This window comes from Dyella sp. M7H15-1, from assembly GCF_004114615.1.
Lineage (GTDB): Bacteria > Pseudomonadota > Gammaproteobacteria > Xanthomonadales > Rhodanobacteraceae > Dyella_B.
The window spans coordinates 426,428-450,256 of sequence record NZ_CP035300.1; the positions used below are offsets into that span (position 1 = coordinate 426,428).

28 protein-coding genes, 1 tRNA gene and 1 pseudogene are annotated in these 23,829 nt (G+C 59.7%); 10 read left to right on the plus strand and 20 right to left on the minus strand.

Features of this window, described 5'->3' with window-relative positions:
- Positions 1 to 128: 128 nt before the first annotated feature.
- On the minus strand, positions 129 to 590 hold the full coding sequence (locus EO087_RS02175) for a DUF2147 domain-containing protein (RefSeq protein ID WP_128897446.1): 462 nt from the start codon (positions 588 to 590) through the stop codon (positions 129 to 131).
- Positions 591 to 744: 154 nt separating this feature from the next.
- On the opposite strand from EO087_RS02175, the gene apbC reads away from it, so the two are divergent.
- The 3 genes from apbC (at position 745) to EO087_RS02190 (ending at position 3,163) form a co-directional block, all read left to right on the plus strand.
- A complete protein-coding gene (apbC, locus tag EO087_RS02180) occupies positions 745 to 1,839 on the plus strand; it encodes an iron-sulfur cluster carrier protein ApbC (protein ID WP_128897447.1) in 1,095 nt (364 codons plus the stop codon).
- A gap of 179 nt (positions 1,840 to 2,018) precedes the next feature.
- Entirely contained in the window at positions 2,019 to 2,585 is a 567-nt protein-coding gene (dcd, locus tag EO087_RS02185) for a dCTP deaminase (RefSeq protein WP_128897448.1), read from the plus strand.
- A gap of 83 nt (positions 2,586 to 2,668) precedes the next feature.
- Positions 2,669 to 3,163, plus strand: a complete 495-nt coding sequence (locus EO087_RS02190) for a hypothetical protein (protein ID WP_128897449.1) — start codon at positions 2,669 to 2,671, stop codon at positions 3,161 to 3,163.
- Between the two features lie 89 nt (positions 3,164 to 3,252).
- Here the strand turns inward: EO087_RS02190 and EO087_RS02195 are convergent, their stop codons facing one another.
- Positions 3,253 to 3,927 (minus strand): dienelactone hydrolase family protein, encoded by a 675-nt coding sequence (locus EO087_RS02195; RefSeq protein ID WP_128897450.1) that lies wholly within the window; start codon positions 3,925 to 3,927, stop codon positions 3,253 to 3,255.
- A 258-nt stretch (positions 3,928 to 4,185) separates the two neighbouring features.
- Here EO087_RS02195 and EO087_RS02200 point away from each other — a divergent pair, with 258 nt between their 5' ends.
- Positions 4,186 to 5,838, plus strand: a complete 1,653-nt coding sequence (locus EO087_RS02200; RefSeq protein WP_128897451.1) for an MASE1 domain-containing protein — start codon at positions 4,186 to 4,188, stop codon at positions 5,836 to 5,838.
- Here EO087_RS02200 and EO087_RS02205 read toward each other — a convergent pair whose 3' ends face one another.
- The 5 genes from EO087_RS02205 to EO087_RS02225 form a co-directional block, all read right to left on the minus strand.
- A complete protein-coding gene (locus EO087_RS02205; protein WP_128897452.1) occupies positions 5,839 to 6,321 on the minus strand; it encodes a hypothetical protein in 483 nt (160 codons plus the stop codon).
- A 179-nt stretch (positions 6,322 to 6,500) separates the two neighbouring features.
- Positions 6,501 to 7,244, minus strand: coding sequence for a hypothetical protein (locus EO087_RS02210; protein ID WP_128897453.1), 744 nt, complete (start codon positions 7,242 to 7,244; stop codon positions 6,501 to 6,503).
- A gap of 87 nt (positions 7,245 to 7,331) precedes the next feature.
- Positions 7,332 to 7,997, minus strand: a complete 666-nt coding sequence (locus EO087_RS02215; RefSeq protein WP_128897454.1) for a hypothetical protein — start codon at positions 7,995 to 7,997, stop codon at positions 7,332 to 7,334.
- Positions 7,998 to 8,058: 61 nt separating this feature from the next.
- The gene (locus tag EO087_RS02220) at positions 8,059 to 9,048 is read right to left on the minus strand and encodes a hypothetical protein (RefSeq protein ID WP_205744413.1); all 990 of its coding nucleotides are present in this window, start codon (positions 9,046 to 9,048) and stop codon (positions 8,059 to 8,061) included.
- Between the two features lie 26 nt (positions 9,049 to 9,074).
- A complete protein-coding gene (locus tag EO087_RS02225; protein WP_343133204.1) occupies positions 9,075 to 9,443 on the minus strand; it encodes a hypothetical protein in 369 nt (122 codons plus the stop codon).
- 123 nt (positions 9,444 to 9,566) lie between these two features.
- Between EO087_RS02225 and EO087_RS16090 the strand changes: the two genes are divergently transcribed.
- The gene (locus tag EO087_RS16090) at positions 9,567 to 9,707 is read left to right on the plus strand and encodes a hypothetical protein (protein ID WP_164931738.1); all 141 of its coding nucleotides are present in this window, start codon (positions 9,567 to 9,569) and stop codon (positions 9,705 to 9,707) included.
- Between the two features lie 112 nt (positions 9,708 to 9,819).
- Here the strand turns inward: EO087_RS16090 and EO087_RS02230 are convergent, their stop codons facing one another.
- Both EO087_RS02230 and EO087_RS02235 read right to left on the minus strand, forming a co-directional pair.
- Positions 9,820 to 10,104, minus strand: coding sequence for an addiction module antidote protein (locus tag EO087_RS02230; protein WP_128897456.1), 285 nt, complete (start codon positions 10,102 to 10,104; stop codon positions 9,820 to 9,822).
- Between the two features lie 14 nt (positions 10,105 to 10,118).
- Positions 10,119 to 10,412 carry a type II toxin-antitoxin system RelE/ParE family toxin gene (locus EO087_RS02235; RefSeq protein ID WP_128897457.1) on the minus strand — a complete coding sequence of 98 codons (294 nt, stop codon included), beginning with the start codon at positions 10,410 to 10,412 and terminating at the stop codon, positions 10,119 to 10,121.
- Between the two features lie 81 nt (positions 10,413 to 10,493).
- Between EO087_RS02235 and EO087_RS02240 the strand changes: the two genes are divergently transcribed.
- Entirely contained in the window at positions 10,494 to 10,940 is a 447-nt protein-coding gene (locus tag EO087_RS02240) for a lysozyme (RefSeq protein ID WP_128897458.1), read from the plus strand.
- Here EO087_RS02240 and EO087_RS16870 read toward each other — a convergent pair.
- From EO087_RS16870 to EO087_RS02265, 4 genes are all read right to left on the minus strand, one after another.
- A complete protein-coding gene (locus tag EO087_RS16870) occupies positions 10,937 to 12,193 on the minus strand; it encodes a recombinase zinc beta ribbon domain-containing protein (RefSeq protein WP_205744414.1) in 1,257 nt (418 codons plus the stop codon). The two genes, EO087_RS02240 and EO087_RS16870, sit on opposite strands and share 4 nt — an antisense overlap.
- A gap of 105 nt (positions 12,194 to 12,298) precedes the next feature.
- Positions 12,299 to 13,057, minus strand: a complete 759-nt coding sequence (istB, locus tag EO087_RS02255) for an IS21-like element helper ATPase IstB (protein WP_128897459.1) — start codon at positions 13,055 to 13,057, stop codon at positions 12,299 to 12,301.
- Positions 13,058 to 13,070: 13 nt separating this feature from the next.
- Positions 13,071 to 14,639, minus strand: coding sequence for an IS21 family transposase (istA, locus tag EO087_RS02260; RefSeq protein ID WP_128897460.1), 1,569 nt, complete (start codon positions 14,637 to 14,639; stop codon positions 13,071 to 13,073).
- Positions 14,640 to 14,793: 154 nt separating this feature from the next.
- Positions 14,794 to 15,528: a recombinase family protein gene (locus EO087_RS02265; protein ID WP_205744415.1), complete on the minus strand. Its 735-nt coding sequence runs from the start codon at positions 15,526 to 15,528 to the stop codon at positions 14,794 to 14,796.
- A 355-nt stretch (positions 15,529 to 15,883) separates the two neighbouring features.
- On the opposite strand from EO087_RS02265, the pseudogene EO087_RS16585 reads away from it, so the two are divergent.
- Both EO087_RS16585 and EO087_RS02270 read left to right on the plus strand, forming a co-directional pair.
- Positions 15,884 to 16,009, plus strand: a pseudogene (locus EO087_RS16585) (reverse transcriptase); the annotation flags it as partial.
- Between the two features lie 17 nt (positions 16,010 to 16,026).
- The gene (locus EO087_RS02270) at positions 16,027 to 16,515 is read left to right on the plus strand and encodes a group II intron maturase-specific domain-containing protein (protein WP_240669106.1); all 489 of its coding nucleotides are present in this window, start codon (positions 16,027 to 16,029) and stop codon (positions 16,513 to 16,515) included.
- On the opposite strand, the gene EO087_RS02275 is transcribed toward EO087_RS02270, so the two are convergent.
- The 5 genes from EO087_RS02275 to EO087_RS02295 form a co-directional block, all read right to left on the minus strand.
- Positions 16,512 to 17,918: a sensor histidine kinase gene (locus tag EO087_RS02275; RefSeq protein WP_128897461.1), complete on the minus strand. Its 1,407-nt coding sequence runs from the start codon at positions 17,916 to 17,918 to the stop codon at positions 16,512 to 16,514. The genes EO087_RS02270 and EO087_RS02275 overlap by 4 nt on opposite strands.
- Positions 17,915 to 18,589: a response regulator transcription factor gene (locus EO087_RS02280; protein ID WP_128897462.1), complete on the minus strand. Its 675-nt coding sequence runs from the start codon at positions 18,587 to 18,589 to the stop codon at positions 17,915 to 17,917. Before EO087_RS02280 ends, EO087_RS02275 begins: the two co-directional genes overlap by 4 nt.
- A 321-nt stretch (positions 18,590 to 18,910) precedes the next feature.
- A complete protein-coding gene (locus EO087_RS02285) occupies positions 18,911 to 20,290 on the minus strand; it encodes a PhoH family protein (protein WP_128897463.1) in 1,380 nt (459 codons plus the stop codon).
- Between the two features lie 12 nt (positions 20,291 to 20,302).
- Positions 20,303 to 20,797 (minus strand): peroxiredoxin, encoded by a 495-nt coding sequence (locus EO087_RS02290; protein ID WP_128897464.1) that lies wholly within the window; start codon positions 20,795 to 20,797, stop codon positions 20,303 to 20,305.
- Between the two features lie 104 nt (positions 20,798 to 20,901).
- Positions 20,902 to 21,465, minus strand: a complete 564-nt coding sequence (locus EO087_RS02295; protein ID WP_164931739.1) for an ACT domain-containing protein — start codon at positions 21,463 to 21,465, stop codon at positions 20,902 to 20,904.
- Between the two features lie 114 nt (positions 21,466 to 21,579).
- On the opposite strand from EO087_RS02295, the gene dapA reads away from it, so the two are divergent.
- Positions 21,580 to 22,473 (plus strand): 4-hydroxy-tetrahydrodipicolinate synthase, encoded by an 894-nt coding sequence (gene dapA, locus EO087_RS02300; RefSeq protein ID WP_128897465.1) that lies wholly within the window; start codon positions 21,580 to 21,582, stop codon positions 22,471 to 22,473.
- Positions 22,474 to 22,510: 37 nt separating this feature from the next.
- Complete coding sequence (locus EO087_RS02305; RefSeq protein WP_128897466.1) at positions 22,511 to 23,095, plus strand: hypothetical protein; 585 nt, start codon at positions 22,511 to 22,513, stop codon at positions 23,093 to 23,095.
- A gap of 287 nt (positions 23,096 to 23,382) precedes the next feature.
- On the opposite strand, the gene fdxA is transcribed toward EO087_RS02305, so the two are convergent.
- Both fdxA and EO087_RS02320 read right to left on the minus strand, forming a co-directional pair.
- On the minus strand, positions 23,383 to 23,706 hold the full coding sequence (gene fdxA / locus EO087_RS02315) for a ferredoxin FdxA (RefSeq protein ID WP_128897467.1): 324 nt from the start codon (positions 23,704 to 23,706) through the stop codon (positions 23,383 to 23,385).
- A 47-nt stretch (positions 23,707 to 23,753) separates the two neighbouring features.
- Positions 23,754 to 23,829, minus strand: a tRNA-Glu gene (locus tag EO087_RS02320).

Below are 23,829 nucleotides of genomic sequence, written 5' to 3' on the forward strand. Positions count from 1 at the left end.
CGGGCTGAAGGGGTTTTGTGTGTTTGCACGTCTATATGTTTATTCGCATTCTTTGGGGTGGTAGTTGGCGTTGCTGATTGAAGTGCGTGATGGAATCGTGATGTTTTTACGCTTGTCGCGGCACGCCATTACGGCGACCGCAACCACGTCTGACTGCGACCCAGCAACGAGAAGCCGACATAGCCGCGCACATCCAGCTTCTGTCCGCCACCGCCCATGTTCAGCTTGACCTTGTAAACCGTGCCGCTCTTCGGATCGAGGATCTTGCCGCCATCCCACACGTCGCCATTCTTGTGCACGCCCCACATGATGGTCATGCCTTCCACCGGCTGATTCTTCCTGTCGCCACCACATTTTTTGCACAACGGATGGGGGCCGTCTTCGGAAAACAGCACTTGCAGCACCTTGCCTTGTAGTTCCCCGTTGTTGTCGGTGATCTGAATGATGGACTTCACCTTGCCGGTCTCGTCATCGACCTGTCGCCAGGTTCCTATTGGCGTGTCGTTGGCGGCCCAGGCGGCGGCGGAGCTGAGCAACAGGCAGGCTGCCATGGCGAATTGCAGCAGCTTCGATGCGGACAGGTGTTTCATGGTGAAGAGCTCCCTACGTTGACGTATGGCGAGCCTGCCCAGCGGTCCAGGATGGGTCAAGCTGCATTGCGCAAAGCGGTTGAACCCGGCACGACGAGGGGTAGATGAAGACATGCTGGCATAATTGAAAATCTCTACAGTCACGACACTCCCCATGACGCAGGCGAATGAAGCTCTGGTACGCCGCATTCTCGGTGACCTTACCGATCCCCATACCGGCAATCCGCTGGCTGAATCCATCCGTGCCGTGGGCGTGGATGGCGCGAGGGTGTCGGTGGATATTCAACTAGGCTATCCCGCCGCTGGGGCGAGCGAGCCGCTGGCGGCGCAGGCGAAACAGGCGCTGGAGGCCGATCCGACCATCGATACCGCCGCCATTTCCATTAGCAGTCGCATCCATGCCCACAAAGTGCAGGGTGCGCTGGCGCCGTTGGGCCATGTGAAGAACATCATCGTAGTGGCGTCGGGCAAAGGTGGCGTGGGCAAATCCACCGTTTCTGCCAACCTGGCTTTGGCGCTGGCTGCAGAGGGTGCCAAGGTCGGCATTCTCGATGCGGATATCTACGGCCCCAGCCAGCCGCGCATGCTCGGCATCAGCGGCAAGCCCGAGTCGCCGGATGGCAAGAGCATCACCCCGGTGACCGCGCATGGGCTGCAGGCCATGTCGATTGGTTTCCTGGTCGATGAAGAAACGCCGATGATCTGGCGTGGTCCGATGGTGACGCAGGCGATGATGCAACTGCTCAACGATACGCGCTGGGACATGCTCGATTATCTGATCATCGACTTGCCACCAGGTACCGGCGACATCCAGCTCACGCTCTCGCAGAAAGTGCCGGTGGCCGGTGCGGTGATTGTCACCACGCCGCAGGACATTGCGCTGCTCGATGCACGCAAGGCGCTGAAGATGTTTGAAAAGGTGGACGTGCCAGTGTTGGGCATTGTCGAGAACATGGCGACGCATATCTGCACGAGCTGCGGCCATGAGGAGCACATTTTCGGTGCCGGTGGCGGGCAACGCATGGCTGAGCAGTACCAAGTGCCATACCTTGGCTCATTGCCGCTGGATATCCGCATCCGCGAGCAGGCCGATGGCGGTACCCCCACGGTGGTGGCCATGCCGGATTCGGACTTGGCCGCGCGCTATCGCGATATAGCCCGCAATGCTGCGGGCCGGCTGTCGCGCCAACCACGCAACAAGTCGCTGGGGCTGGGCAAGATCGTGGTGCAGGGTACGCCAGCTGCATGAGTGCGGTAGGTGCTTTGCCAGAGCGGCAGCCTGCGCAGGGATGACGGACGCTGGGATAGCAGGGCTGCAAGTCTCGGGCGGGAAGCCACCTGCATATGGCAAAGAAGGCTACCAACCATGTATTTTTGACGTTTTGCGTCTGGGGGAGCCTGGCGCAGGTCCTGAAGTACGGAGTCCGTGTGAGCATCAAATCCGATAAATGGATCCGCCGCATGGCGGATCAGCAAGGCATGATCGAACCCTATGAGCCGGGCCAGATCAAGTTGCGCGACGGCAACAAGCTGGTTTCCTATGGCACGTCCAGCTATGGCTACGACGTGCGTTGTGCGCGTGAATTCAAAATCTTTACCAACATCAATTCCACCATCGTCGATCCGAAGGCATTCGACCCGACCAGCTTCGTAGACGTGGAGGCGGACGTTTGCATCATTCCGCCCAACTCCTTCGCGTTGGCACGCACGGTGGAATACTTCCGCATTCCGCGCCAGGTGCTTACCGTGTGCCTGGGCAAGAGCACGTACGCACGCTGCGGCATCATCGTTAACGTCACGCCGCTGGAGCCGGAATGGGAAGGTCACGTGACGCTGGAGTTCTCCAACACCACCCCGCTCCCCGCCAAGATCTATGCCAACGAGGGTGTTGCGCAGATGCTGTTTTTCGAATCCGACGAGGAGTGCGAAACCAGCTACCGGGACCGCGGCGGTAAATACCAAGGCCAGCAAGGTGTGACCTTGCCCCGCACCTGAACGTCAGATTCAGTGACCTCATCTACTTCTACGGGGCGGCGCTACACTTCGCTCCGCCTCACCGAAATTTGCAGGAGATCCCTATGATCCGTTTTCCCGCGTTGCCGAGTCGCGGCGCAGCCGTGCTTTTGTTTGGCAGCCTGCTGGTGCTTGGCGGTTGCCATCGCGGCGCGTCCAAGGATTCGATCCCGGCCGTGCAGACACAAAGCCAGTTCGACATGACGATCAAGGCGTACAAGAGCGGCCAGTTCCTGATCGACGGCGCGGTGCTTTCCGCACTCGATGCCGGCAGCCACTTCGCTTACCTGAAGGATGCGGGCCGACTGCCCAAGACCGTACTGCTCGTGCCGAGTGACGATTCAAAGATTCGCAAGCAGCATCTGCAGTACATGGCGCGCCTGCAGCTCGATTACGGCTTTGTTGCTTACTACGACGACGGCGGCAAGCTGGCGCGCATCAATCCGGTAGAAACCAAGGCCCGCGCGCTGGAGGACTACCACGCGCCGGTGCAGGAAAACAACGAACAGAAGAGCAAGGATGCGGGCAGCAGCCCTGGCGACATTCCGGGCACGAACTGATTCGAGTTTTTCGATGTTTGGGTCGGTGATCAGTCGATCACATCAGTGAGCTTTTCACGCACTCATTCAACCCGTGCCAATATCAGCTCTCATGTGTTGCCCAGATACGTGTCGAAGAAAGCCAAGGTACGTTGCCAGGCAAGCTTCGCACTTGCTTCGTGGTAATGGTTCGGGTCGATATCGCGATTGAAGGCGTGCCCGGCGCTCGCGTAGGTGTGGACATCCATTTGCGGCAGCATCTCGCGATGTTTGGCGACCATCTGAGGCGGAATGGACGAATCTTCCTCGCCGAAATGGAACATCACCGGCGCCTTGGCTTTTTCATCCAGGAAAGGCACATTGCGTGCGCCGTAATAACTCACCGAAGGCAAGCTAAGACGGATGGCACAGAGCAGGGCAACCGTGCCGCCCCAGCAATAACCCACCGTACCGATCTTGCCGGCCGACGCGATCGCTTCGGCCGCACCGGCTACGTCTTTCACCGCGCGATCCAGCCCCAATTCGGTCACCCATTGCCGTCCCTGGCGCATGCCTTCATCGGTGTAGTCGAGTTCAAGACCGGTTTCCAGATGATCAAAAAAGGCCGGGGCAATCGCGGTGTAGCCCGCAGCGGCGAAACGATCCGCCACGCTGCGGACATGTGCATTGACCCCGAAAATCTCCTGGATCACCACAATGCCCCCTTTGGGTTTGTCGGATGGTTCGGCCACATAGGCGCCGATGCATTGGATGCCGTCGGTCGGAATGTTGATGTTCTTGCCCATGGCGAAGGTTCCCTGATGGAAATCCCTGTCAGTCTAACCGTAGCGTATCGTTAGCAGATTTGGCGTTCAGTTACGTGTTTCTCTCAACATTTGTGTGGGAGTGAGAAAAGCGGTGGTGCGGCAATTTGCTGCATGCGCCAGCTCAGGTACACAGTGAGTTCACAAGGGACATTAAAGAATCGATCAAGTGGCCGACATTTTGTAGCGCGCCACGGGGATGCGAAAGCAGTACCATAACTCGCTTAAAAGGCATGAAGCATGGGGAAAGGGTGGTTAAGAAGCGAGTGGCTGAAGCAAATTGCGGTCGCTGCCGGGTATGTGATTGCCTATCAGGCGGTGCACCCAGTCTCTACTAACGCGCAGTTCGCATTGGGCTCTGGGCTGCGATTGATTTGGTTACTGTTCCTGCCATACCGCTTTTGGCCCACACTCGTCGTCGGCGAGTTTTTTCCGAATTTCCTGGCGGTTTACCCGTGTCTTGATCAGTTAGGACCGCTTTGGGTAGTAGTGCGGACGGTCCCTCCGATTGCCGTCATGATGCCGGTCGTATGGTATTGCCGCGAGTGGATGGGGCTTTTCCCAAGTAAGCGTCTGATCAACATCAAGGCATTGCTGACATCCATGTTGGGATCGTCGCTAGCACTGACTGCGTACAGCTTTCTAGCGATTGCGATGGCGAGCAGCGTGCCCGGCGCATTGCCTGCAACGCCATCCATCGCTTTCTGTTACTTCGCTGGCTACTACTTCGCCATGCTTGCTTTAGCGCCATGGCCACTCATGGCGCGCTATGAGCTGCGCACAAGACAGTGGCGAAAACAGATTGGCCGCGCCCTGGAAAGCAGACTGTTGCTCGAAGGCATGACGGTTATGTTGCCCGCTACGGTATTTCTCGCCATCGTGAGCAGTCGTGCTGGTGAAAGCTATTCGCAACTCGTATTGATGGCCATGTTTTTGCCTGTCACTTGGCTTACCTTGCGCCATGGGTGGCGTGCTGCTGCGCTCGGTGGAACAATTACCATTGTTTGCGCCGCAATTGTTTTGCCAAATGAGGTAGACAAGGTCGATGTAGAAGTGATCCAGACCGAGCTATTCCTTGCGGTCACTATCACCAGTCTCTTTGCTCTCGGTACGCGCATTAGCGCGCAACTCAGGGAGGGAAGGAAGTATCAACATGAGTCCATGAGTGCCAAATCTCAGGCAAGACAGGGATATTCGCAGATCGATCAGCGCCTGCGACAAACGGCACAGGCTTTGGAATACGTAGCGGGCACGCTACATGTCACTAATGGACGCTTGCTGCAACACATTCGCCGTATCTATCCGCATATTGAAAGTGAAAGCTTCTACAAGCAGGCGGTGGCCGCGCATAGCCAAGTGTTTCAGCTTGCCGAAAACCTTCACCCGATAGCTTGGCGTGAACGTGGTTTGCCGGCGGCGTTGCAAGAAACGATTGGCCGTGCTTTGGAAGAGGCTGGCATTGCGTACCAGTGCGACATCAAGGGGCGTGGTTTCACCCGGATGCAGCCTGCCGTGCTTGCTGCTGCATACCGCTCAGCGTGTGAAGCAGTAGTGTATGTTGCCTCACGCCTGGCCTGCTCAAGTCTGCATCTAACGATACGCGGTGGAGAAACCAACGGTGCGCGCTGGGTGTTTGTCGGTGTTGAGGGGGCGATGGAGAACGCAAGCGTAGTGCGTTCCATCAATGCCATCTCCGATCGCCGCCAGATTGCTGTCAAGCTTGGCGCGATGGGCTTGGACATTAGCGAACTACGCGATCATGTGCGCTTGTTTGACGGCTGCATGCACCAAAACGCAGAGGGAGAGCGCATGCGGCTCTCCATACTAATGCATGACGCACGAATGCTTCCTCGCGAGGATTTGGCACCCGTGCGTCAGTGGTGGGCGCAGTAGCTATTGTCGCTTCTGCGGAGCAACACCCGCCCCGGAACATGCTAGCTCAGGGCATGGCTGCGCCTGAGTTACGGCGAACGTGGTAGTTCCATTGACATTCTGCGTGGCTGTCATGGCCACATTGGCATCCTGATAGACCACTTGTACCGCTGATGCGGCAGTAGCGGATGATGTTAGAGCGTGCTCGGCGGTGGCGACATTTTGCGAATCAATGCCCATCGGTAGGACGATAGTTGTTCCGTTTGTGGCGGCGATGGCGGCATGGACGTTGCCATTGAGATCATTGATTTGCACGTACTTGATGTTATGCAACCAGAACACGTAGACGTGCCAGTTAGGGCTGGCACTAAGGTCTGTGGCATTCGGCCAAGCCTGTCCCAAGCCTGTCGCAGGCGTTGAAGTTTGAGCAAACGCAGTGGACGACAAGCCGAGAATAATAAAGCCGGAGAGGATTGCTTTGTGAATTCCTTTAGTTCGTGACATGGGCTTCCCCTTGTGAGTGCCGGTAGACCGCCTACCGGATGGGCGGAATTTAGCAGGGGAAATGTATGCGTGAACATGGAGGAATTGGGCCTTGCCGGCTGATTTGACAGCAGCTTGCTTTTGTCATTTTTCCTTTCACATGGACTACACGCGTCGACGCTCACCCATGCGCTGGATGCTTATGGGTGAATACATGAATCTGCTTCCTTGAGCTGGGTTAGGGTGCCGTTGTCGAGCCAATGTGCAGCTACAACGGAAGGGAGGTGGGACGGCAAGGATTTGAGCGTGCCGAAGATCAGCGCGGTATCGATCTCGCCGGCAATCGCTTCCAGCCAGACCAGCAGATCGCCACGGCCGTGCAGGTCCAGCACGTCGAAGCGGTCGAGCACCAGCAGGCGCAGGCCGGACAGGTGTGCGATGGCCTCAGCCAGCATCGCGTCCACGCGACACTGTTCCGACTCGGACAACAGGCCATAGGAACGCTCACCCGCCAACACCTGCATGTCGGAGGTGACCTTGACGGTCGACCATTCGGTGATGTCTGAGGATTTCATCAAGCGCGCGTTGAGCGGGCCGAGTGCCTCGCCTAGGATCTCGCCGGGCATGCCATCCGGTGCCAGAGCATCGGCGATCGCCACCCATGCGGCGACCGCTTCGTGCGCCAAGCGCGCTTTGGCGGTCGACTCGTCGGCGTGGTTGGCTTGTCGCTGGGTCTCGCGCAGCGCCTTGAGGCGGTTGTCGAGGGTGTCGCGTTCGGCGCAGAGTGTCGCAAGCTGCTCGCGCGCATGCCGCAGCGCATCCTCGCTCGGCGCCGGGCAGGCTACGGCTTCCCATTCGGCCAATGTGCTGGCGGCAGTCTCGGCCTCGTCCAGATGGCGCTTGCTGCGGGTTGCTGCGGGTGACAGCCAACTGCGCGCGAGCAAGGTCACGCTCCAGTGCCGAGAGTGCCGCCATCTCCTCTCCCGTGGCCTTGGTGAGCGGACCTGCATGCGCCAGCTCGCCATCCTTCATCACCGCTCGCATTCAGGGCACGGCAACGCGTTCTGGGAGAGGGCAGTGTCTCGGACGTTCTGGATCTTCGCGGTCTTCTCCAGAAGGGCCGCTTCATCGGCCTGCAGTTGTTCTGCTAGCACTTGGCGCGGACCGGCCTTTGCTCGTAGTACATCCAGGCGCTTGAGGATTTCGGCGCGGCGCTTGCTGTCCTGGTCCAACGCGCCGACGCGCTGGTTGGCGGACTCTACGTCTTTGCCGATGGCCGCCGAGCGATCCGCTAATTCAGCGAGCGCGGCGGCATCGACCTCGAGCTTCTGCGCCGCCCAGGTCTCCGCCTTCTTCTCGCCGGTGATGACGCGCCACACCGCCTTCTGATCGCGTGCTTGGTCCTGCGCAGAGGTATGCGCCACATCGAAGCCGGCACGGAGCATTGGGATCACGGCCTCGACGTAGGCAGAGGGATGGTTCTTCGCGAGTAAGCGCTTGCGCACCTCTGCGCCGCTGACCGATAGGCCCATCAGGCCGAACAAGAACGCGCGCCGGTCGTTCGGCCCAAGCTGGGCAAAGCGCTGAGCTTCGAGCACATAAGGCAGGGCTGTCGGCGTGTCCACCCCTTTGAGCGAATCACGCATGCGGCCGTTAGCAGCGACGACGACGCTGTAGGGGCCTGCATCGGTTTGCACGTCGATGCTCGCGCAGTCGGCGCCGACAGTGATCAGTTGTGCCGCTTCCTTTTCGATGTGATCACGCCACTCGGCGCCCTAGGGCGCGCCCGATGTCGCGCGCCATGTCGTCGTCACCTTGCTTCACGAATGCGATGGCATCGGCGACGGTCGGCACGCTCTGTTGCAGCAGCGATGGTGCTGCTGATGCTTCAGACGTTGCGGCCGTGACGACTCGCGAATCGTCGATCACCTCACCGGTGATCGGGTCGACGCCAGCGGGCACGGACGGATCGGAACTCACAACCTTGGCTTGCTCGATGTCGCGAGCGCGCAGCATGGCCGGCGTCACACTCGCAACAGAACCGTCAGGATGGAGATCGATCATGTCGTGCGCTTCTTCGACGCTCTGCAGGCCCATCAGCAACTCGGGCGCATAGAGCTTGCCAAAGAAACTGGCGGTGCGATAACGCAGCATGACCTCGAGCATCGTCTGCCATTTGCTGCCATTTTTCCCGTACCAACCTTCCTTGACGGCCATCTCGATATTCACGGCAGGCGATGTAATGCGTTCCCCGGTTTCCTTTTCAATCGCCCAGGCGACGCACTCCAGATTGCGCACCTTGGCCGTCATTTTGCGGACCTGGCGCTCCCGATTCACCCACTCAGTGACGGCGTATTCAACCTCCTTTTGGCCGAGGTCTTTGAGCTCGAAGCGCAGTGGCGAGAAACGTCCGCAACCGTTGATAGCGGCGATGATCCACTGCGAAGACCAAGATGGGCGACCCTCCACGATGTAGAGATTCTGCATCACCATCAGTGCGTCGGCGCCCATGCGCTGAGACATATTGAGGGCGACAACACAGTTTGCCAGCGCGTTGGGATTTTCGCCCTTTTTGTCATCGAAGGCGCGATAGGCGGCGGGTACAAGCGTGGAATTGGATAGCAGCTTCGCCGCGCGCTGCATAAGCTCGAAGGACTGCAGGCTACCAAAGCCCGGCGCCACTGCGGGCAAACTGGCCTCGCGCGAGATCGGCTGTTTCATTTCGTGAAGGGTTGCTGGTGCGGACATCACTTACGCATCCCTGATGCAATCAATTAGTCGTGGAAGTGGCAGCTCGCGTAACGCGGGCAATAGGTGGCACTGCAGAGAAGGGACTTCGGATTCGGATAGAAGCGGCCTCGGCGGAACATGTCGGCGGCGAACTCGATAAGACCGGGTTGGTCGTCGTTTCCGACCATCACTCGCTTGGCGCCCCTTATGGTGGCGCTTGCAATGTCCGGTGTTCCCTTCGTCTTGAGGCCAATGATTTCCGCGTCGTCGGTGATGGGCTGGTCGGTGGTGTGTTCGTAAAGCAACTCGTAAGTGCCTACCTGCGGGCCGTGTCCCTTCGTGACGGCAACGCCGAATTGAACGGCAGCGGTTCTGCTTTTGAGGTCCGCGATGCCGACGCCGCGTTCTGCCATGCGAACGCGTGCGCGGTCCATCGTGCCGGTCAGGCGCCGGCTGCGGTCCTGCGATGCGAGTATTTTGCCGCCGACGTTCCGCGAGAAGTGCGCCTGCGACGCCTCTCACGAGTCGGTCACCGCATGGAGACGTCCCGATACAGCCATCACCTGCGTGCGGCGAAGATCCACGTCGCGGCGTGGCTCCATATTCCGTTTGACGATCCCATGGACGAGGTGTCGGCGGAGGCCATGCTGGAGTACATCATTACTCTGGAGCGTTAAAGGAAAGATGTCGCAACCACCGCTTGATTGCGCAATTTTTTCCGGATACTCGCGCTTAGTCCGTATGGTCACTATCCCGCCAAGCGCGGGATGTTTGTTTTGCTCACGGGCTTCACGCGACCGCTACGGTCAGCTTCAGGCCCAGCGCATGAATGATGCGATCCACGGTTTCGTATTGCGGCTTTGAACCCGGTCGTACGGCCTTGTAGAGGCTCTCGCGGCTGAGCCCGGAGGCTTTGGCGATGTCGGTCATGCCGCGCGCCTTGGCAACGTCGCCAAGGGCGGACAGCAATAGATCATAGTCGCCGGTCTCCATGACCTCTTTGATATAGGCGGCAATGACTTTCTCGTTGTCCAGATATTCGGCGGCGTCGAAAGGTGTGATGTGGGTGGTCATAGCGGTTTCTCTCGTTACCCCTTGATGCTTTTCCAGAGTTTCTGGGCTTTTTTGATGTCGCGATCTTGGGAGCTTTTGTCTCCGCCAATCAAGAGCAGATAAACCGTTTTGCCCTGCTTGGCGTAGTAGACGCGGTAACCCGATCCATAGTTGATGCGCATCTCGGAGATGCCATCGAAATGCTTCACGTCGCCGAAGTTTCCTGCTGCAGCTTGTTTGGTCCTTGTGATGACTTTGGCTTTCGCTGTGTCGTCCCGAAGGTCGCGCATCCATGCCTTGAATTCTTCAGTTTGGTGGATCGTGTTCATGTCGCATAGTGTAGCCAAATGATTACATTCAATCAAGTGTCACCCTCCGCGCACGCTCGCAGACAAGGCTGAAGTCCACCCATGCAACCCACCCAAGCAGCCATCGCCTTGGTCAAGGCGAGCGAGGGATTGCACCTGACCGCCTACCAGGACGCGACGGGCGTTTACACCATAGGTTTTGGCCATACGGACGGCGTGCACCCCGGCATGCGCATCATCGAGCAGCAGGCCGAGGAGTTCCTCGCCGCCGATCTGGCCATGACCGGTCGTGCTGTCAGCGCGCTGGTCAGGGTTCCGCTGGCTCAATGCCAGTTCGATGCGCTGACGGATTTCGTGTTCAACCTCGGCCAGGAACGGCTGCGCAAGTCGACGCTGCTGCGGCTGCTCAACGCGGGACAACTTCAGGCGGCTGCGGCGCAGTTCAAGTTTTGGGTGCTGGCAGACGGCAAGCCCGAGCCAGGCCTTATCAAGCGGCGCGCTGCGGAAGCCGCGCTATTTCTTGTGCGCCCGGCAGGGCGCACCTGCTAGGAGAGGAGGTGCAAGTCCTCGACTCGCCCGTCAAGGGGAAGAGTTAGCCAAAGGCAAGGCAGTATGTGCAGCAAAGACACCGCTGGGTGGTGGACATTGATCTGGAGAAGTTCTTTGATCGGGTCAACCACGACATGTTGATGTCGCGGGTGGCCCGGCATGTGGAAGACGAACGGGTGCTCAAGCTGATTCGTCGTTACCTGGAAGCGGGGCTGATGCGTGATGGGATGATCGGAGCGCGAGAGACCGGTACACCGCAAGGTGGTCCGCTGACGCCTCGAACAATGTTGCATACTTTTCATTCCGTCGCCCGAATCATTCGAATCCTCGCTGGTGAGCGCTCCCGGCTGCGGATCAACCCTGAACACAACGACGATGTCGTCCTTGTGGATTTCGACGCGCTTGACCAGGCCCAATACGATCCTGCGCTTCGTTTCCAGGTCAAGCGTGCCAAGTTTCTTGCTAAGGGCACCTGCAAATTCCTCAAGCCGATTGATGACCAGAAATAGTTCGCGTTGTACGGCCCCTTGTTGCCTTGACTCAAGGATCTGCTGGTCAATCTGCTCAAGCCGGCCCTTCAGTTGCTGCATCTTCGGCTCAAAGTCGGTCTTATCAATGATCCCATCTGCATAGCTATCGATCAGCCTGGACTTGCCTTTTTCCAGTTGCAACCGCTGCTTTTCAAGGCTGCTCGTATCGAAGCTATTTCTTTCATTGCGCTCCATCATATCCAGTCGACGCTGATATTCGTTCTTCAATCGCTCCGGATGTCTAAGTAATTCCACTACCTGCTGCCATACCAGATCATCGAGTTTGTCCGTTCGAACCTGCAGATTGTCACAGATGCGTTGACCGCCGAAACGATAGGCGTCGGTTCCAACACAGCGATAATAGGCATAGTCTCGCGGATGGCTCTTGGACGCGGCCTTGCTCACCTTTTTCGCATAGTAAGCGTAGTGACATTGACCGCAGACTGTCAGTCCTTGCAGCAGACGCAGCGGCGCACTCTCGCGCCTCTGGCGTGCCAGCTTGCGGTTCTCGACGAGTTGTTCTTGCGCCGATTCAAACAGCGCCGCGCTGATGATGGCTGGCACCGGAATCTCGATCCAGTCTTGTGGGTCGGTACGTGTTGTTGAATGCGGTTTTTTTGGCACGTCAGCACTATGACGCTGGGCACGCACGCGCACCTGCAGGTGATCGCACGACTTCGTCTTGCCGAACGCAGCCCGCCCCATGTACGCGGGATTGCGCAATATGCCCCACACTGCGGATTTCGGCGATCGTGACCGCGTATTTCGGTTGATCGTGACCGGTCAGCGCCAGTCATTGTGCGGTGCACTCGAGTGTAACTGGACCGGTCACGATGAGGTATCGGCGGCTGGCTTGGCGGAGGACTTTCGGCGCATCGATTCGCCCTTCAGCACGATGCGATGAGAGCGGTGTACGAGACGGTCGAGGATGGCATCGGCGAGGGTGGGATCGTTGAGCCAGGCGTGCCAGTGTTCGATCGGTAGCTGGCTGGTGATGAGGGTCGATTTGCCGTTGCCGCGATCGTCGATGACCTCCAGCAGATCATGGCGCGCCGCCTGATCGAGCGGTGTCATGCCCCAATCGTCAAGGATTAGCACGTCGATGCGCGCCAACTGAGCAAGCACGCGACCGAAGCTGCCGTCGGCGTGGGCGATGCGTAGCATCTCGGCGAGGCGTGGCACACGCTGATACAGCACCGGGAAGCCTTGGCGGCAGGCATGTTGTCCAAGCGCACACGCCAGCCACGTTTTACCAACCCCGGTCGGACCGGTCAGCAACACACTTTGCCCCTGCCGGATCCAGTCGCCGCCGGACAAGGTGGCGATCAGGCGTTTGTCGATACCGCGGTCGGCGCTGTACTGCACATCTTCCAGGCAGGCCTGGGCGTGTTTGAGCTTGGCCACACGAAGTAATCGTTCCTGCCGTCGACCGTCACGCCAATGGCGTTCGCGATCGACCAGCATGCCGAGCCGATCTTCGAACGGCAGATCGTGACAGGCCGGCAACAGGCGCTGTTCTTCCAGCGCCTGTGCCATGCCGTCGAGCTTGAGGGCACGCAAGTGTTCAAGGGTGGGATGGATCAACAAGGTGGTCTCCTTTTCAGTGAGTGGTGGGTGGATCGCGGTAATAGGTGGGGCCACGCAGGTTGACGTGGTCGGGTGTGACCCAGTCGGTTTGGGCGATGGCGCTGGGCAAGGGGTGTTGATCGAGCTTGTTGTGCAGGATCGACTGCACGGATTTGCGCGTGCGCGAACCGATCGCCCACGCGCGTGCGCAGGCCGCTTCCAGGCGGTCGTCGCCGTACTGGCGCGCGAGCGCCAGCAGCCCCAGGCAACTGCGATAGCCCATCTCCGGATGCGGGCGCTCGGTCAGCAGGTGCTCGACCAACTGACGGGTTGCCGCGCCGATCGTGTCGGCCCAGTGCAGGAAGCGACCGGGTGACCATTCCCGATGCGCACGATGTGCGGCCGGCATGTGGTCGGCGACGGTGGTGTGGCGTCCGCGCGCCGGGGAGCGGACGTGGCTGGCGATGCGCTGGCCGGCATGCAGGATCTCGACGGTGGTGTCGGTGATGCGCGCCTCGACGGTCTTGCGTACCAGGCTATGCGGCACGCTGTAGTAATGGCCATCGACCTCGATGTGGTAATCGATGTTGACCTTGCACGGCTTGAAGCGCGCCGGCTCATAGGGTTGCGCCGGCAAGGGCATCAGGGCGGGACGGTCGATCGTCTCGAACCACGAACGGCGCGAGCCGTCGAGCTTCTTGAACGGCCGTGCATTCAAGTCCGTCAGCAGGTCGGCGATGGCGTGATTGAGAGCGCTGAAGGTAAAAAAGCACGGATGGCGCAAGCGCGCGAGGATCCAGCGCTCGACCACCTGCACGCCGACCTCGACCTTGGCCTTGTCCTGCGGGCGTCGTGGGCGGGCCGGCAGGATCGCCATGCCGTAATGCTCTGCACACGCCTGCGTAGCACGGTTGAGCACGGGCTCGTAGCGATCCGGCTGGGTGATCAGCGCGCGCGGATTGTCAGGTACCACCAGCGCCGGCACGCCACCAAAAAATGCCAACGCCTGCGTCAAGCCGCGCAGCCAGTCGATCTGCGTTTCGCCCGGTGTGGCGCAGGCATAGGTGAAACTGGACGCACCCAGCACGGCCACGAAGATGTGCGCTCGCCGCAGCTCGCCGGTGTCGGGGTTGACGACGCCAAGGGTGGGGCCGGCGTAGTCGATAAACAGCTTTTCACCAGCAACGTGCAACTGACGCATCGAGCGGCGCAGCGAGGCCGTGTAGTCGTGGAGGTGCTGGCAAAACTGGGTGTATTGGTACGTGAGACGGCCAGCGTTCGCGTCGCAGTATTCCTGCCACAACAATTGTCGCGTGACGCCTTTGCGGCGCAACTCCCGATGCACCCATGGCAGATCGATGGGTGCCCGCTCGCCACGCACGGCGGGTGGTGACATACACAGCTGGGCGGCAATCGCGTTGTCGTCCATGGCGGACAGGCCGGGCCAGTCCAGTCCGGCGGCCGTGGCACGTTTCACGTACTTGCTGACCACGCCCTTGGACAGACCCAAGGCCAAGGCGATGCGTTCGTGCGAGAGGTCGCACTCCAGCTTCAGTCGAAGACATTCTTTGATCTTGCGCATAGCTACTCGCGGGGTCGGCATCGCCACTCCAAAAAGCCGTGGAGGATGCCGTTGCGTTGAAGTTATGCACAACGAGGGGCGCGTTTCGGTAAGCCGTGACCGCTGATTTCGGTGACCGTCGAAAATCGGTCACGATCAACCGAAACGGGCGGTCACGGCTTACCGAAATGACCGGTCACGCCTTACCGAAATGGGCGGTCACGATGGGCCGAAATACGCACCACACCACGCTTCGATCCCAATAGGGTTTGCCTGACGCCGTCACAGTACCCGACTCGGTGAGGCGGCGTACCACGTCCCCTATGCTCAAGCGGTCCATTCCCACCCACTGGAAAATTGCCCGGACCGTCGCTGCTTGGGGTAGCTCGATCACGTACCGGGCCGGCGTTCCATCGAGCTGCCGGCGAATGTAACGGTAGCCGTAGGGTGCCCCGGACAGGACATTGACGCTGCCACGTTTTGCGCCGTGAAGCTTGCCACGGCGGTGACGTTCGGTGATCTTCGCCCGCTCGTATTCCGCGATCATGCCCTGCATCTGCAGTAGCAGTGATTCTTCCGGTGACGCACCGATGGCGTGATTGAGGAACACGACCTGCATGCCACAAGCTGTGAACTCTTCCATCAGCAATGCCTGGTGCGCATATTTGCGCGCCAGCCGGTCCGGTGACAGGATGTAGAGCTGGTCGATCGTGCTGAGCGCAGCACAGTCCCTGAGTCGCTCTAGCTGTGGCCTGATGAGCGTCGCACCACTCACGCCAGCGTCAACGAAACACATGTCATCGGCGATCTGCGCGCCATCAGCTGAAATACGCTCCTTCAGTGCAGCCAGCTGGCTTTCAATGGTGCCGCGTTTGTTTTGCTGCTCGGAGGATACCCGCGCATAGAGCGCGACCATCGTATCTTTGCTCATCGTCTACCTCGCTTGGTGGTCGCTTGCCTGGTCACTGCAGACGGCTTCGCGGACGGCTTTGCCGTGGACCGTGCTTCGATGGGATTGATTTGCTCGTACGCCTTTTGCAGCTGTTCCTGGGCGTGGCGGTTCGGCTCGAAGGCCAGATGTACCCGCCATTGTTTACGTCCTCGGCGCATCACCGCACCTTCCTGTCAGTGGGAGTGACCGTCTCAAGGACGAGGTCCACATCAACCTTGGAGCAGCTTCTGGACCACGGCGCCAAACACCCCCTTGAAATGCGCAGGCCCCATTTTAAGCGACAGTTTGCTCTGTTGTTGGTGGCGTTATAAGCCCACTCTTGATGAACTTGTTCATGCACTATGTATTCGATACCTGGATGCAACGCTTATACCCGCCATGTCCTTTCGCCCGTTATGCCGATGATGCAGTGGTTCACTGTCGCAGCGAGAAGCAGGCGCAGGAAGTCATGATGGCCATCGCCCAGAGGCTGGCCGAATGCGGACTGACGATGCATCCGGAGAAATCGAAGTCGTGTACTGCAAGGACAACAAGCGCACGCAGACCTATAGGGATGTGGACTTTACATTCCTGGGTTTCACCTTTTGTCCGCGAAGGGCGCAAAGCAGGCAAGGCAAGCTGTACACCAGCTTTTTGCCGGGAGTTAGCGAGAACGCCCTGAAACAGATGAGGATGGCGGTGAGAGAGTGGCGTCTATCGAGGTACACATCGATGACGCTGACCGAGCTGGCAAGGCAATGCAACCCGATCTTGCGCGGGTGGCTGGACTACTATGGGGCGTTCTATCAAGAGGCTTTGGGCGGGTTTTGCTGGTACATGGACCAGCGGCTTTCGCGCTGGGCACGGCGTAAACACAAACGGCTGCAAGGGCGTAAGCAATGCCGTGGCGAGTGGTTACGCAAGATCAAGATGGCGCATTCTGGCGGCGGTGGAGCAGGCAATCTTGCCTTCAGGCCGAAGCGCTAGACGAGCCTGTCCGATTCCCGAATGGCGGGGAACACGATTTCCACGCGTAAGCCGCTTTTCACGCCCGCAGCGAAGTAACGTACTTTGGCGCCATGCCATTCGGCAATGCGTTGCACGATGGCGAGTCCGAGGCCGCTGCCTTCCTCGGCACTGCCGGGTACGCGGAAAAATCGCTCGCCGAGGCGTTCGATCCACGCAGGCGGCACGCCGGGTCCGTTGTCTTCTACAGCGAGGCAGATATCGTCGCCATGACGCGACAGCACGACAGTCATCAACGCACCGTTGCCGGCGTAGCGCAAGCCGTTGTCGATGAGGTTGTCGAGCATTTCTTGCAGACGGTGACGGTCGCCATCGATCCACAATGGACCGGATGGGCCGTCATAGCCGAGATCGATGTTGGCGGCGATTGCTTCGTGTACGCGTTGTCCAGCCAGTTCTGGAATCAATATGGCGAGATTGAGTGGTTCGCTGTCGCCAGCTTCATGTGTGGTGGTTTGTGCACGGGTGAGGGCAAGCAACTGGTTGGATGTGCGGTTGGCGCGCTGGATCAATCGCTGGATGTGATGGAGTGCATCGGCGATAGTGGCTGGATCGGAGCTGGCCTTGGCGCGTTCGGCATGCACGCTCAGGCCGGCCAGAGGGGTGCGCAGTTGGTGTGCGGCATCGGCGATGAAGCGCTCGTGCAGGGCAAGCATGTCGCGCAGCCGGCCGAACAGGTCGTCGACGGTGCGCGTGAGTGGAAGGATTTCCGCCGGCACGTCTTCATCGCCAATCGGCGCCAGGTCATGTTCCCGGTTGGCCAGTTGGGTGGTGAGCGGACCAAGTTGGCGCAAACCGGTGCGCACACCGAGCCATACCAGCAGGAAGGCGGCAAAGATCAGCAACGTTTGCGCGGGAATGCTCAGTAACAGGATCTGCCGCGCTTCAGTGCGGCGGTCGTGCAGGGTTTCGGCGACGGAGACTTCGAGCAGGTCGCTCGCATCGTGCGGGTTGGTCATCTGGATGCTGGCGGCACGCAATGCGTGGTTGTCGATCTGCACATCGTAGAGCTGCGCTTCGTTGCCCTCCTTGAATAGGCCATCCGGCGGTTGTAGCGAGGGGTTGCCAGCAATGAGGCCATGCGCCCGGCTGAAGACACTGAAATCGTTGTGTTCCTGTGGTTCGTATTCCAGCAGGAATTGCGCTTGGCGCGAGACGCGTCCATCTGGACTCTCGGTGGCCATCATCTGCATCAGGGTCAGTGAGTCGTCGATGAGGTTCCGGTCGTGCACGTGATTGGCGTAGAACAGCGCGCCGACGTAGGTGATCAGGCTGTTGAGCAGCAGCAGCGCCATCAGCGGCACCATCACGGTGGTCAACAGGCGCGTGCGCAGGCTGCGCCGCCCCCAGCGCCACTGGTTCATGTCTGCTTGACCTCTTCCAGCAGATACCCGAGGCCGCGGATGGTGCGTACTTGCGTGCCGGAATCCACCAGCTTGCGGCGCAGGCGGTAGATGGCGATATCGAGGCCGTTGTCAGTGAGTTCTTCGTCCCAACTGCACAGTGCTTCGATCAATTGCGCGCGGCTGGTGACGCGGTCGGGGCGCGCGGCTAGCGCTTCGAGCAGTCCGAACTCGCGGGCGGTGAGTTCGAGCGGGGTGTCATCGACCCAGGCGCGGTGGCCAGGTAAGTCCAGGCGCAAGCGTCCCAGGGTGAGTTCGGGCGCGCCCTGGGTGGTGTAGCGGCGCAACAGGGCGCGCACGCGTGCTTCGAACTCGGCCAGGGCAAAGGGTTTGACGAGGTAGTCGTCCGCGCCCAAGTCCAGCACGCGTACGCGCTCGCGCAGACCTTCGCGTGCGGTGATCACCAGCACGGGCAAGCCGCTGCCGCGCCGACGTACGCGCTGCAGCACTTCGCTACCATCGAGATGGGGCAGGCCCAGGTCGAGTACGAGCAGATCGTAGGGGGTGTCTTTCAGGGCAGCGTCGGCGCGTACGCCATCCGCAACATGGTCGACGGCGTGGCCGCCCTGGCGCAGCGCGGCGCTGACACCTGCGGCAATGGAGGGATCATCTTCGGCGATCAGGATGCGCATGATTCTTTGGCTCCGTCAGTCCGGGCGAACTCGGGCGGTTTGTCCATGAATTTCAAGATCTTCCCTGATGCCGCATGAATGGTCCATGCCTGGTGGGTCGCAGCTTAACGCGTGCGGGGTAGACCGCACAGGTGGGCTGGTTGAAGGCCACAGAAATAACACATCGATATGATGTCGTTGATGGTGACTCACGCGTCCGTCGTCCCGGTGCAGGCCACTATTGTCCGGCAAGGAATTGCGTAAGAGAGACAAGAGGGGCTGTTTGCATGAAAAAGCGTGTCGGACAGTAGTGCGCTTTCGCCGGGATGACAGCGGTTTGGATTACATCGCCTCCGATGCAAAATCCGCCAACCTCGAACGTTCACCCCGCCGTAGCGTGATATGCGCCGAGTGCGCCCAGTGTTTGAAGCGGTCGACGGCATACGTCAGGCCAGATGTCGTTTCGGTCAAATACGGCGTATCGATCTGCTCTACATTGCCCAGGCACACGATCTTGGTGCCGGGACCGGCACGCGTGATCAGCGTTTTCATTTGCTTCGGTGTCAGGTTCTGCGCTTCGTCGATGATCAGGTAACGCGAGAGGAAGGTGCGGCCGCGCATGAAGTTGAGCGAACGGATTTTGATGCGCGAGGCGAGCAGGTCGTTGGTGGCCTGGCGTCCCCAATTGCCGCCTTCTTCCGGGTTGGCCAGCACTTCGAGGTTGTCGGTAAGGGCGCCCATCCACGGCGTCATCTTTTCCTCTTCCGTACCAGGCAGGAAACCAATGTCTTCGCCGACCGAGACCGTGGCGCGGGTCATGATGATTTCGCGATAACGCTGTTGGTCCATCACCTGTGCAAGACCTGCCGCCAAGGCGAGCAAGGTCTTGCCGGTGCCGGCAGTACCGAGCAGGGTGACGAAGTCGACATCTGGATCCATCAAGACATTGAGCGCGAAGTTCTGCTCCCGATTGCGCGCAGCGATGCCCCACACGCTGTGGTTGCTGTGGCTGTGATCGTCGAGCAAGACCAGCGTCACGCGCTGTTCGTCCACGTGCAGCACGCGTAGTTCCACGTTGTCGTTGCCGGGCAGGAACAGGCACTGATTGGGATACCAGTCTTCGTCGTCATGGCGATCGACTTTGTAGAAGGTGCGGCCGCGCTCGTTCCATGACTGCACTTCGGGATGTTTGTCCCAAAAGTTTTCTGGCAACTCGGTGGAACCGGTGTAGAGCAGGGCGAAGTCGTCGAGGGCGCGATCGTTTTCGTAATCTTCCGCATCGATGCCATAGATTTTGGACTTGATGCGAAGGTTGATGTCCTTGGTGACCAAAATCACCGAGCGATCCGTACTCTGGTCGCGCAGCTCGATCACCGAAGACAGAATCTGGTTGTCGGCCTTGCCGTGCCCGTTGCTGGTGCGCTGCTGGAAATACAGCCGGCCCACCCCGGTGCCGCGCTTAAGCTTGATGCCTTCCGGATTGGTGAGTTCCAGGCCATTGCTGATGCCGTGGCCGTTGCCGCGTTCGATCAGCTCGTTGAGAAAGCGGCTGACCTGGCGACCGTTGCGTGAGACTTCCGAGGCGCCTTTCTTCTTTTCGTCCAGTTCCTCCAGCACGGTCATCGGGATGAAGACATCGTGCTCTTCGAAGCGGAATAGTGAGGTGGGATCGTGCAATAGCACATTGGTGTCGAGGGCGTAGATGCGCTTGCTTCCGGTCATGCGGAAGGAACCTCATTCGGCAGGAGGTGAAGGGTGTGAAGCACGTTCGCGAAGGTGTATGGCGTCGAACACCGCCTGGACATGGCCGGGCACTTTCACGCCCCGCCACTCCGCGGCGAGCTTGCCGTCGGGGTCGATCAGGAAGGTACTGCGTACCACGCCCATGTGACGTTTCCCGTACAGCACCTTTTCGTGGATCACTTCGAAAGCGTTGCACCAGGTTTCTTCGGGATCGGACACCAGCGGGAAGGGTAGTTCCTGCTTGCTGGCGAAGTTGGTGTGGGATTTCACCGAGTCGCGCGAGACGCCGATGATTTCGGCGCGGTGTTTCTTGAACTTCGGATAGAGGTCGCGAAAATCTTTCGCCTCGTTGGTACAGCCGGGTGTGTTGTCCTTGGGGTAGAAGTACACCACTACCCATTGGCCTTTCAGTGAATCGAGTTTCAGCGTACTGCCGTCGCCGGTGACGCCTTGCAGCTTGGGGACTTTTTTGCCGAGATCGGGCATGGGTTCTCCAGAAGCCGGGCTTACGTTTTGCTATGGCTGGGGCGGAGACTAGCGCGAGTGAGATGACGGAAACAGCCTTGTCAGGCGAATGTCATCGGAGCATTCTAGAATTTCACTGGATCCATGATGGCGTCCAGATTTAGGGCATCGCAAAATTCAAGGAAATCGTCACGTAACGCGGCAATGTGCAACTTGTCCGGTACCCCAATCGTGAATTGCGCCTGGAACATCGCCGCGCCCGTCTGCATCGCCTGATAGCGCATGGAACTCAACTGCTCCACGCTGATGTCGTGGCGGTTGAAGAAGTCGACGATCTTCACCAGGATGCCTGGCCGGTCCGACGACACCACTTCCACCAGATAGGGCAACAAGTGCCCACTCGGCTCACGTGGGCTGGTGCGGTAGTGGGTAAGGCGAAGCTCTTCCTCACGGGCCAGCTTGGTCAGCGCGGTTTCCAGTTTGGCCACCGCATCCCACGCGCCGCTGGCGAGTAGGGTGAGCGAGGTATCCGCGCCAATAGTGGATACCCGGGCGTCGGAGAGGTTGCAACCGGCATCCGCGATACGCCGTGCCAACGCGAGCAGAGGCGTGCGCGCCGCGGGTGTCAGCGTCTGGATCAGCAGTTGGTGGTCGTTGCTGGATCGCGCGGAAAAAGGGTTGGTGGACATGGATGATGGCGATCCCGCGTCGTGCGGGATGACGACGAACGAAGCTGCAGCTTACTTGCCCCTCCGGCGGAGCCGCAAGTAACATGCAATGCCTGGTTTTGTGCGGATGGCACCATGAATATTCACGGCAGCGTCTGCGCGCTGGTTACCCCGTTCGAATCCAATGGGGCGCTCGATATGGCGGCATTCGGCCGCCTGCTCGATTTCCAGATCGCGGGCGGCACCCAGGCGGTAGTCGTCGCCGGCTCCACTGGCGAAGCCCACATGCTTGAACACGACGAATACGATCGCCTGCTGGCCTTTGCGGTGGAGCACGTGGCTGGCCGTGTTCCCGTCATTGCCGGAACCGGTGAAGCAGGTACCGCCAAGACGGTGGCGCTCACCAAACGTGCCCGTGCACTGGGCGCGAAAGTGGCCCTCGTGGTCGCACCGTATTACGTGCGTCCCACGCAGGAAGGCCTGCGTCGCCACTTCCTGGAAGTGGCCGATCAGGGCAGCCTGCCGGTGTTGCTTTACAACGTGCCTTCCCGCACCGGCTGTGACCTGCTGCCGGAGACGACCTCGGTACTGCGCGATCATCCGGCCATCATCGGCATCAAGGAAGCGTGTAGCGACGCCGAGCGCATCAGGCGGACTGCGGAACTTGTGCGGCAGGATTTCGTCTATCTGTCCGGCGACGATGGCAGTGCGGCCGACGCCATGCTGGCTGGCGCTGCCGGTACCATCTCGGTGGTGGCCAACCTCGCACCCAGGGTTTTTCGTGCATTGTGTGATGCAGCTACCGTGGGCGACCGCGCGGCCACGGCACATTGCCATGCCGCGCTCGATCCGCTGGTGCAGGCGCTCAACTGCGCACCCAATCCGATTGCGGTGAAGGCGGGCTTGTCTGATCTGGGGCTGGGAATGGCTACGCCGAGGCTGCCGTTGGTGGAACTGGAGCAGGGGGCAGCGCGTGAGCAGTTGCGCAAAGCCTTGGCAACTCTGGCATCCTTGGCGGATGTCGCCTGACCGACCCAACTACGGAACATCTACGGAATCTCACTACATGAAGAAAACGTCCCTCGCCGTTGCCCTGGCGCTCACTGGTCTGCTGCTTTCGGGCTGCGGCATGTTCCGTTCCGAACGCGCGTGGCAGAACGCCAAGCAGGAAACCCCGCTGGAAATCCCACCAGGCCTGGATACGCCTTCAGCTACCGCGGCGCTGGTGATTCCACCGGCCGGTGGCAACCAGCCGACGGCTAACGGTGCCACCGCGCGCGTAGGCAGCACTCCGGGCGCGATCACCGACGGCTTCATCCTTGCCGACAGCGTGGATGAAACCTATCGTCGCGTCGGCGAGGCGTTGGCCAATGGCGACATCGGCACATTGCAGGCCCACGACGACGCCCTGCACACCTACAACCTCAATGTGATGGCGTCCGACCAGCCGGTCGAAAAGGCGGGCTTCTTCGGTCGCATGTTCGGCAAGGGCAGCAGTTCCAGCAGCGGTCCGAACGTGGCGCCGCGGTCGGTGGTAGTCTCCATCAACAGCAGTGGCCAGGGTTCGAGTGAAGTGCGCGCGCAGGGTGAATCAGCCGCGGTGGCCAAGGTTGTCGACAGCCTGAAATCGCGGTTGGGTGGCAAGGGTTGATCGTTTTTTGAGGGAATCGAGAATCGAGAATCGAGAAAAAGCCTAAGGCGCAAGTTTTCAGCTTTACAACTTAGTAATTGGCGATAAACAAAAAGGCACTTGCGCGATAACGTAGGTGCCTTTTTGCTTTTCCCGATTCCCGATTCCCGATTCCCGATTCCCGATTCCCGATTCCCGATTCCCGATTCCCGATTCCCGATTCCCGATTCCCGATTCCCGATTCCCGATTCCCGATTCCCGATTCCCGATTCCCGATTCCCGATTCCCGATTCCCGATTCCCGGCCCCTCAGCGCTCAAGCAACTTGAACTTGTCCAGCTTGCCGTCCCATTCTTTCGCATCCGGCAGGGCATCTTTGCGTGTGACGATGACTGGCCACGCCTTGGCCAGATCCTTATTCAGGGCGGTGAAGTGTTCCTGGCCGGCTGGTACGTCGTCTTCTGGGAAGATGGCATTGGCTGGGCATTCGGGCTCGCACAGCGTGCAGTCAATGCACTCATCAGGATCGATTGCCAGGAAATTGGGGCCTTCGTGGAATGCGTCGACGGGGCAGACTTCAACGCAGTCGGTGTATTTGCATTTGATGCAGTTGTCGGTGACGACGAAGGTCATGCTGCCGTGTGCCTCTGGGGATCGGAAAACCGATCATACAAGGAGGGTGGCGCTCCCAACGAGGTTCGAACTCGTGTTCCCGCCTTGAGAGGGCGGTGTCCTAGGCCACTAGACGATGGGAGC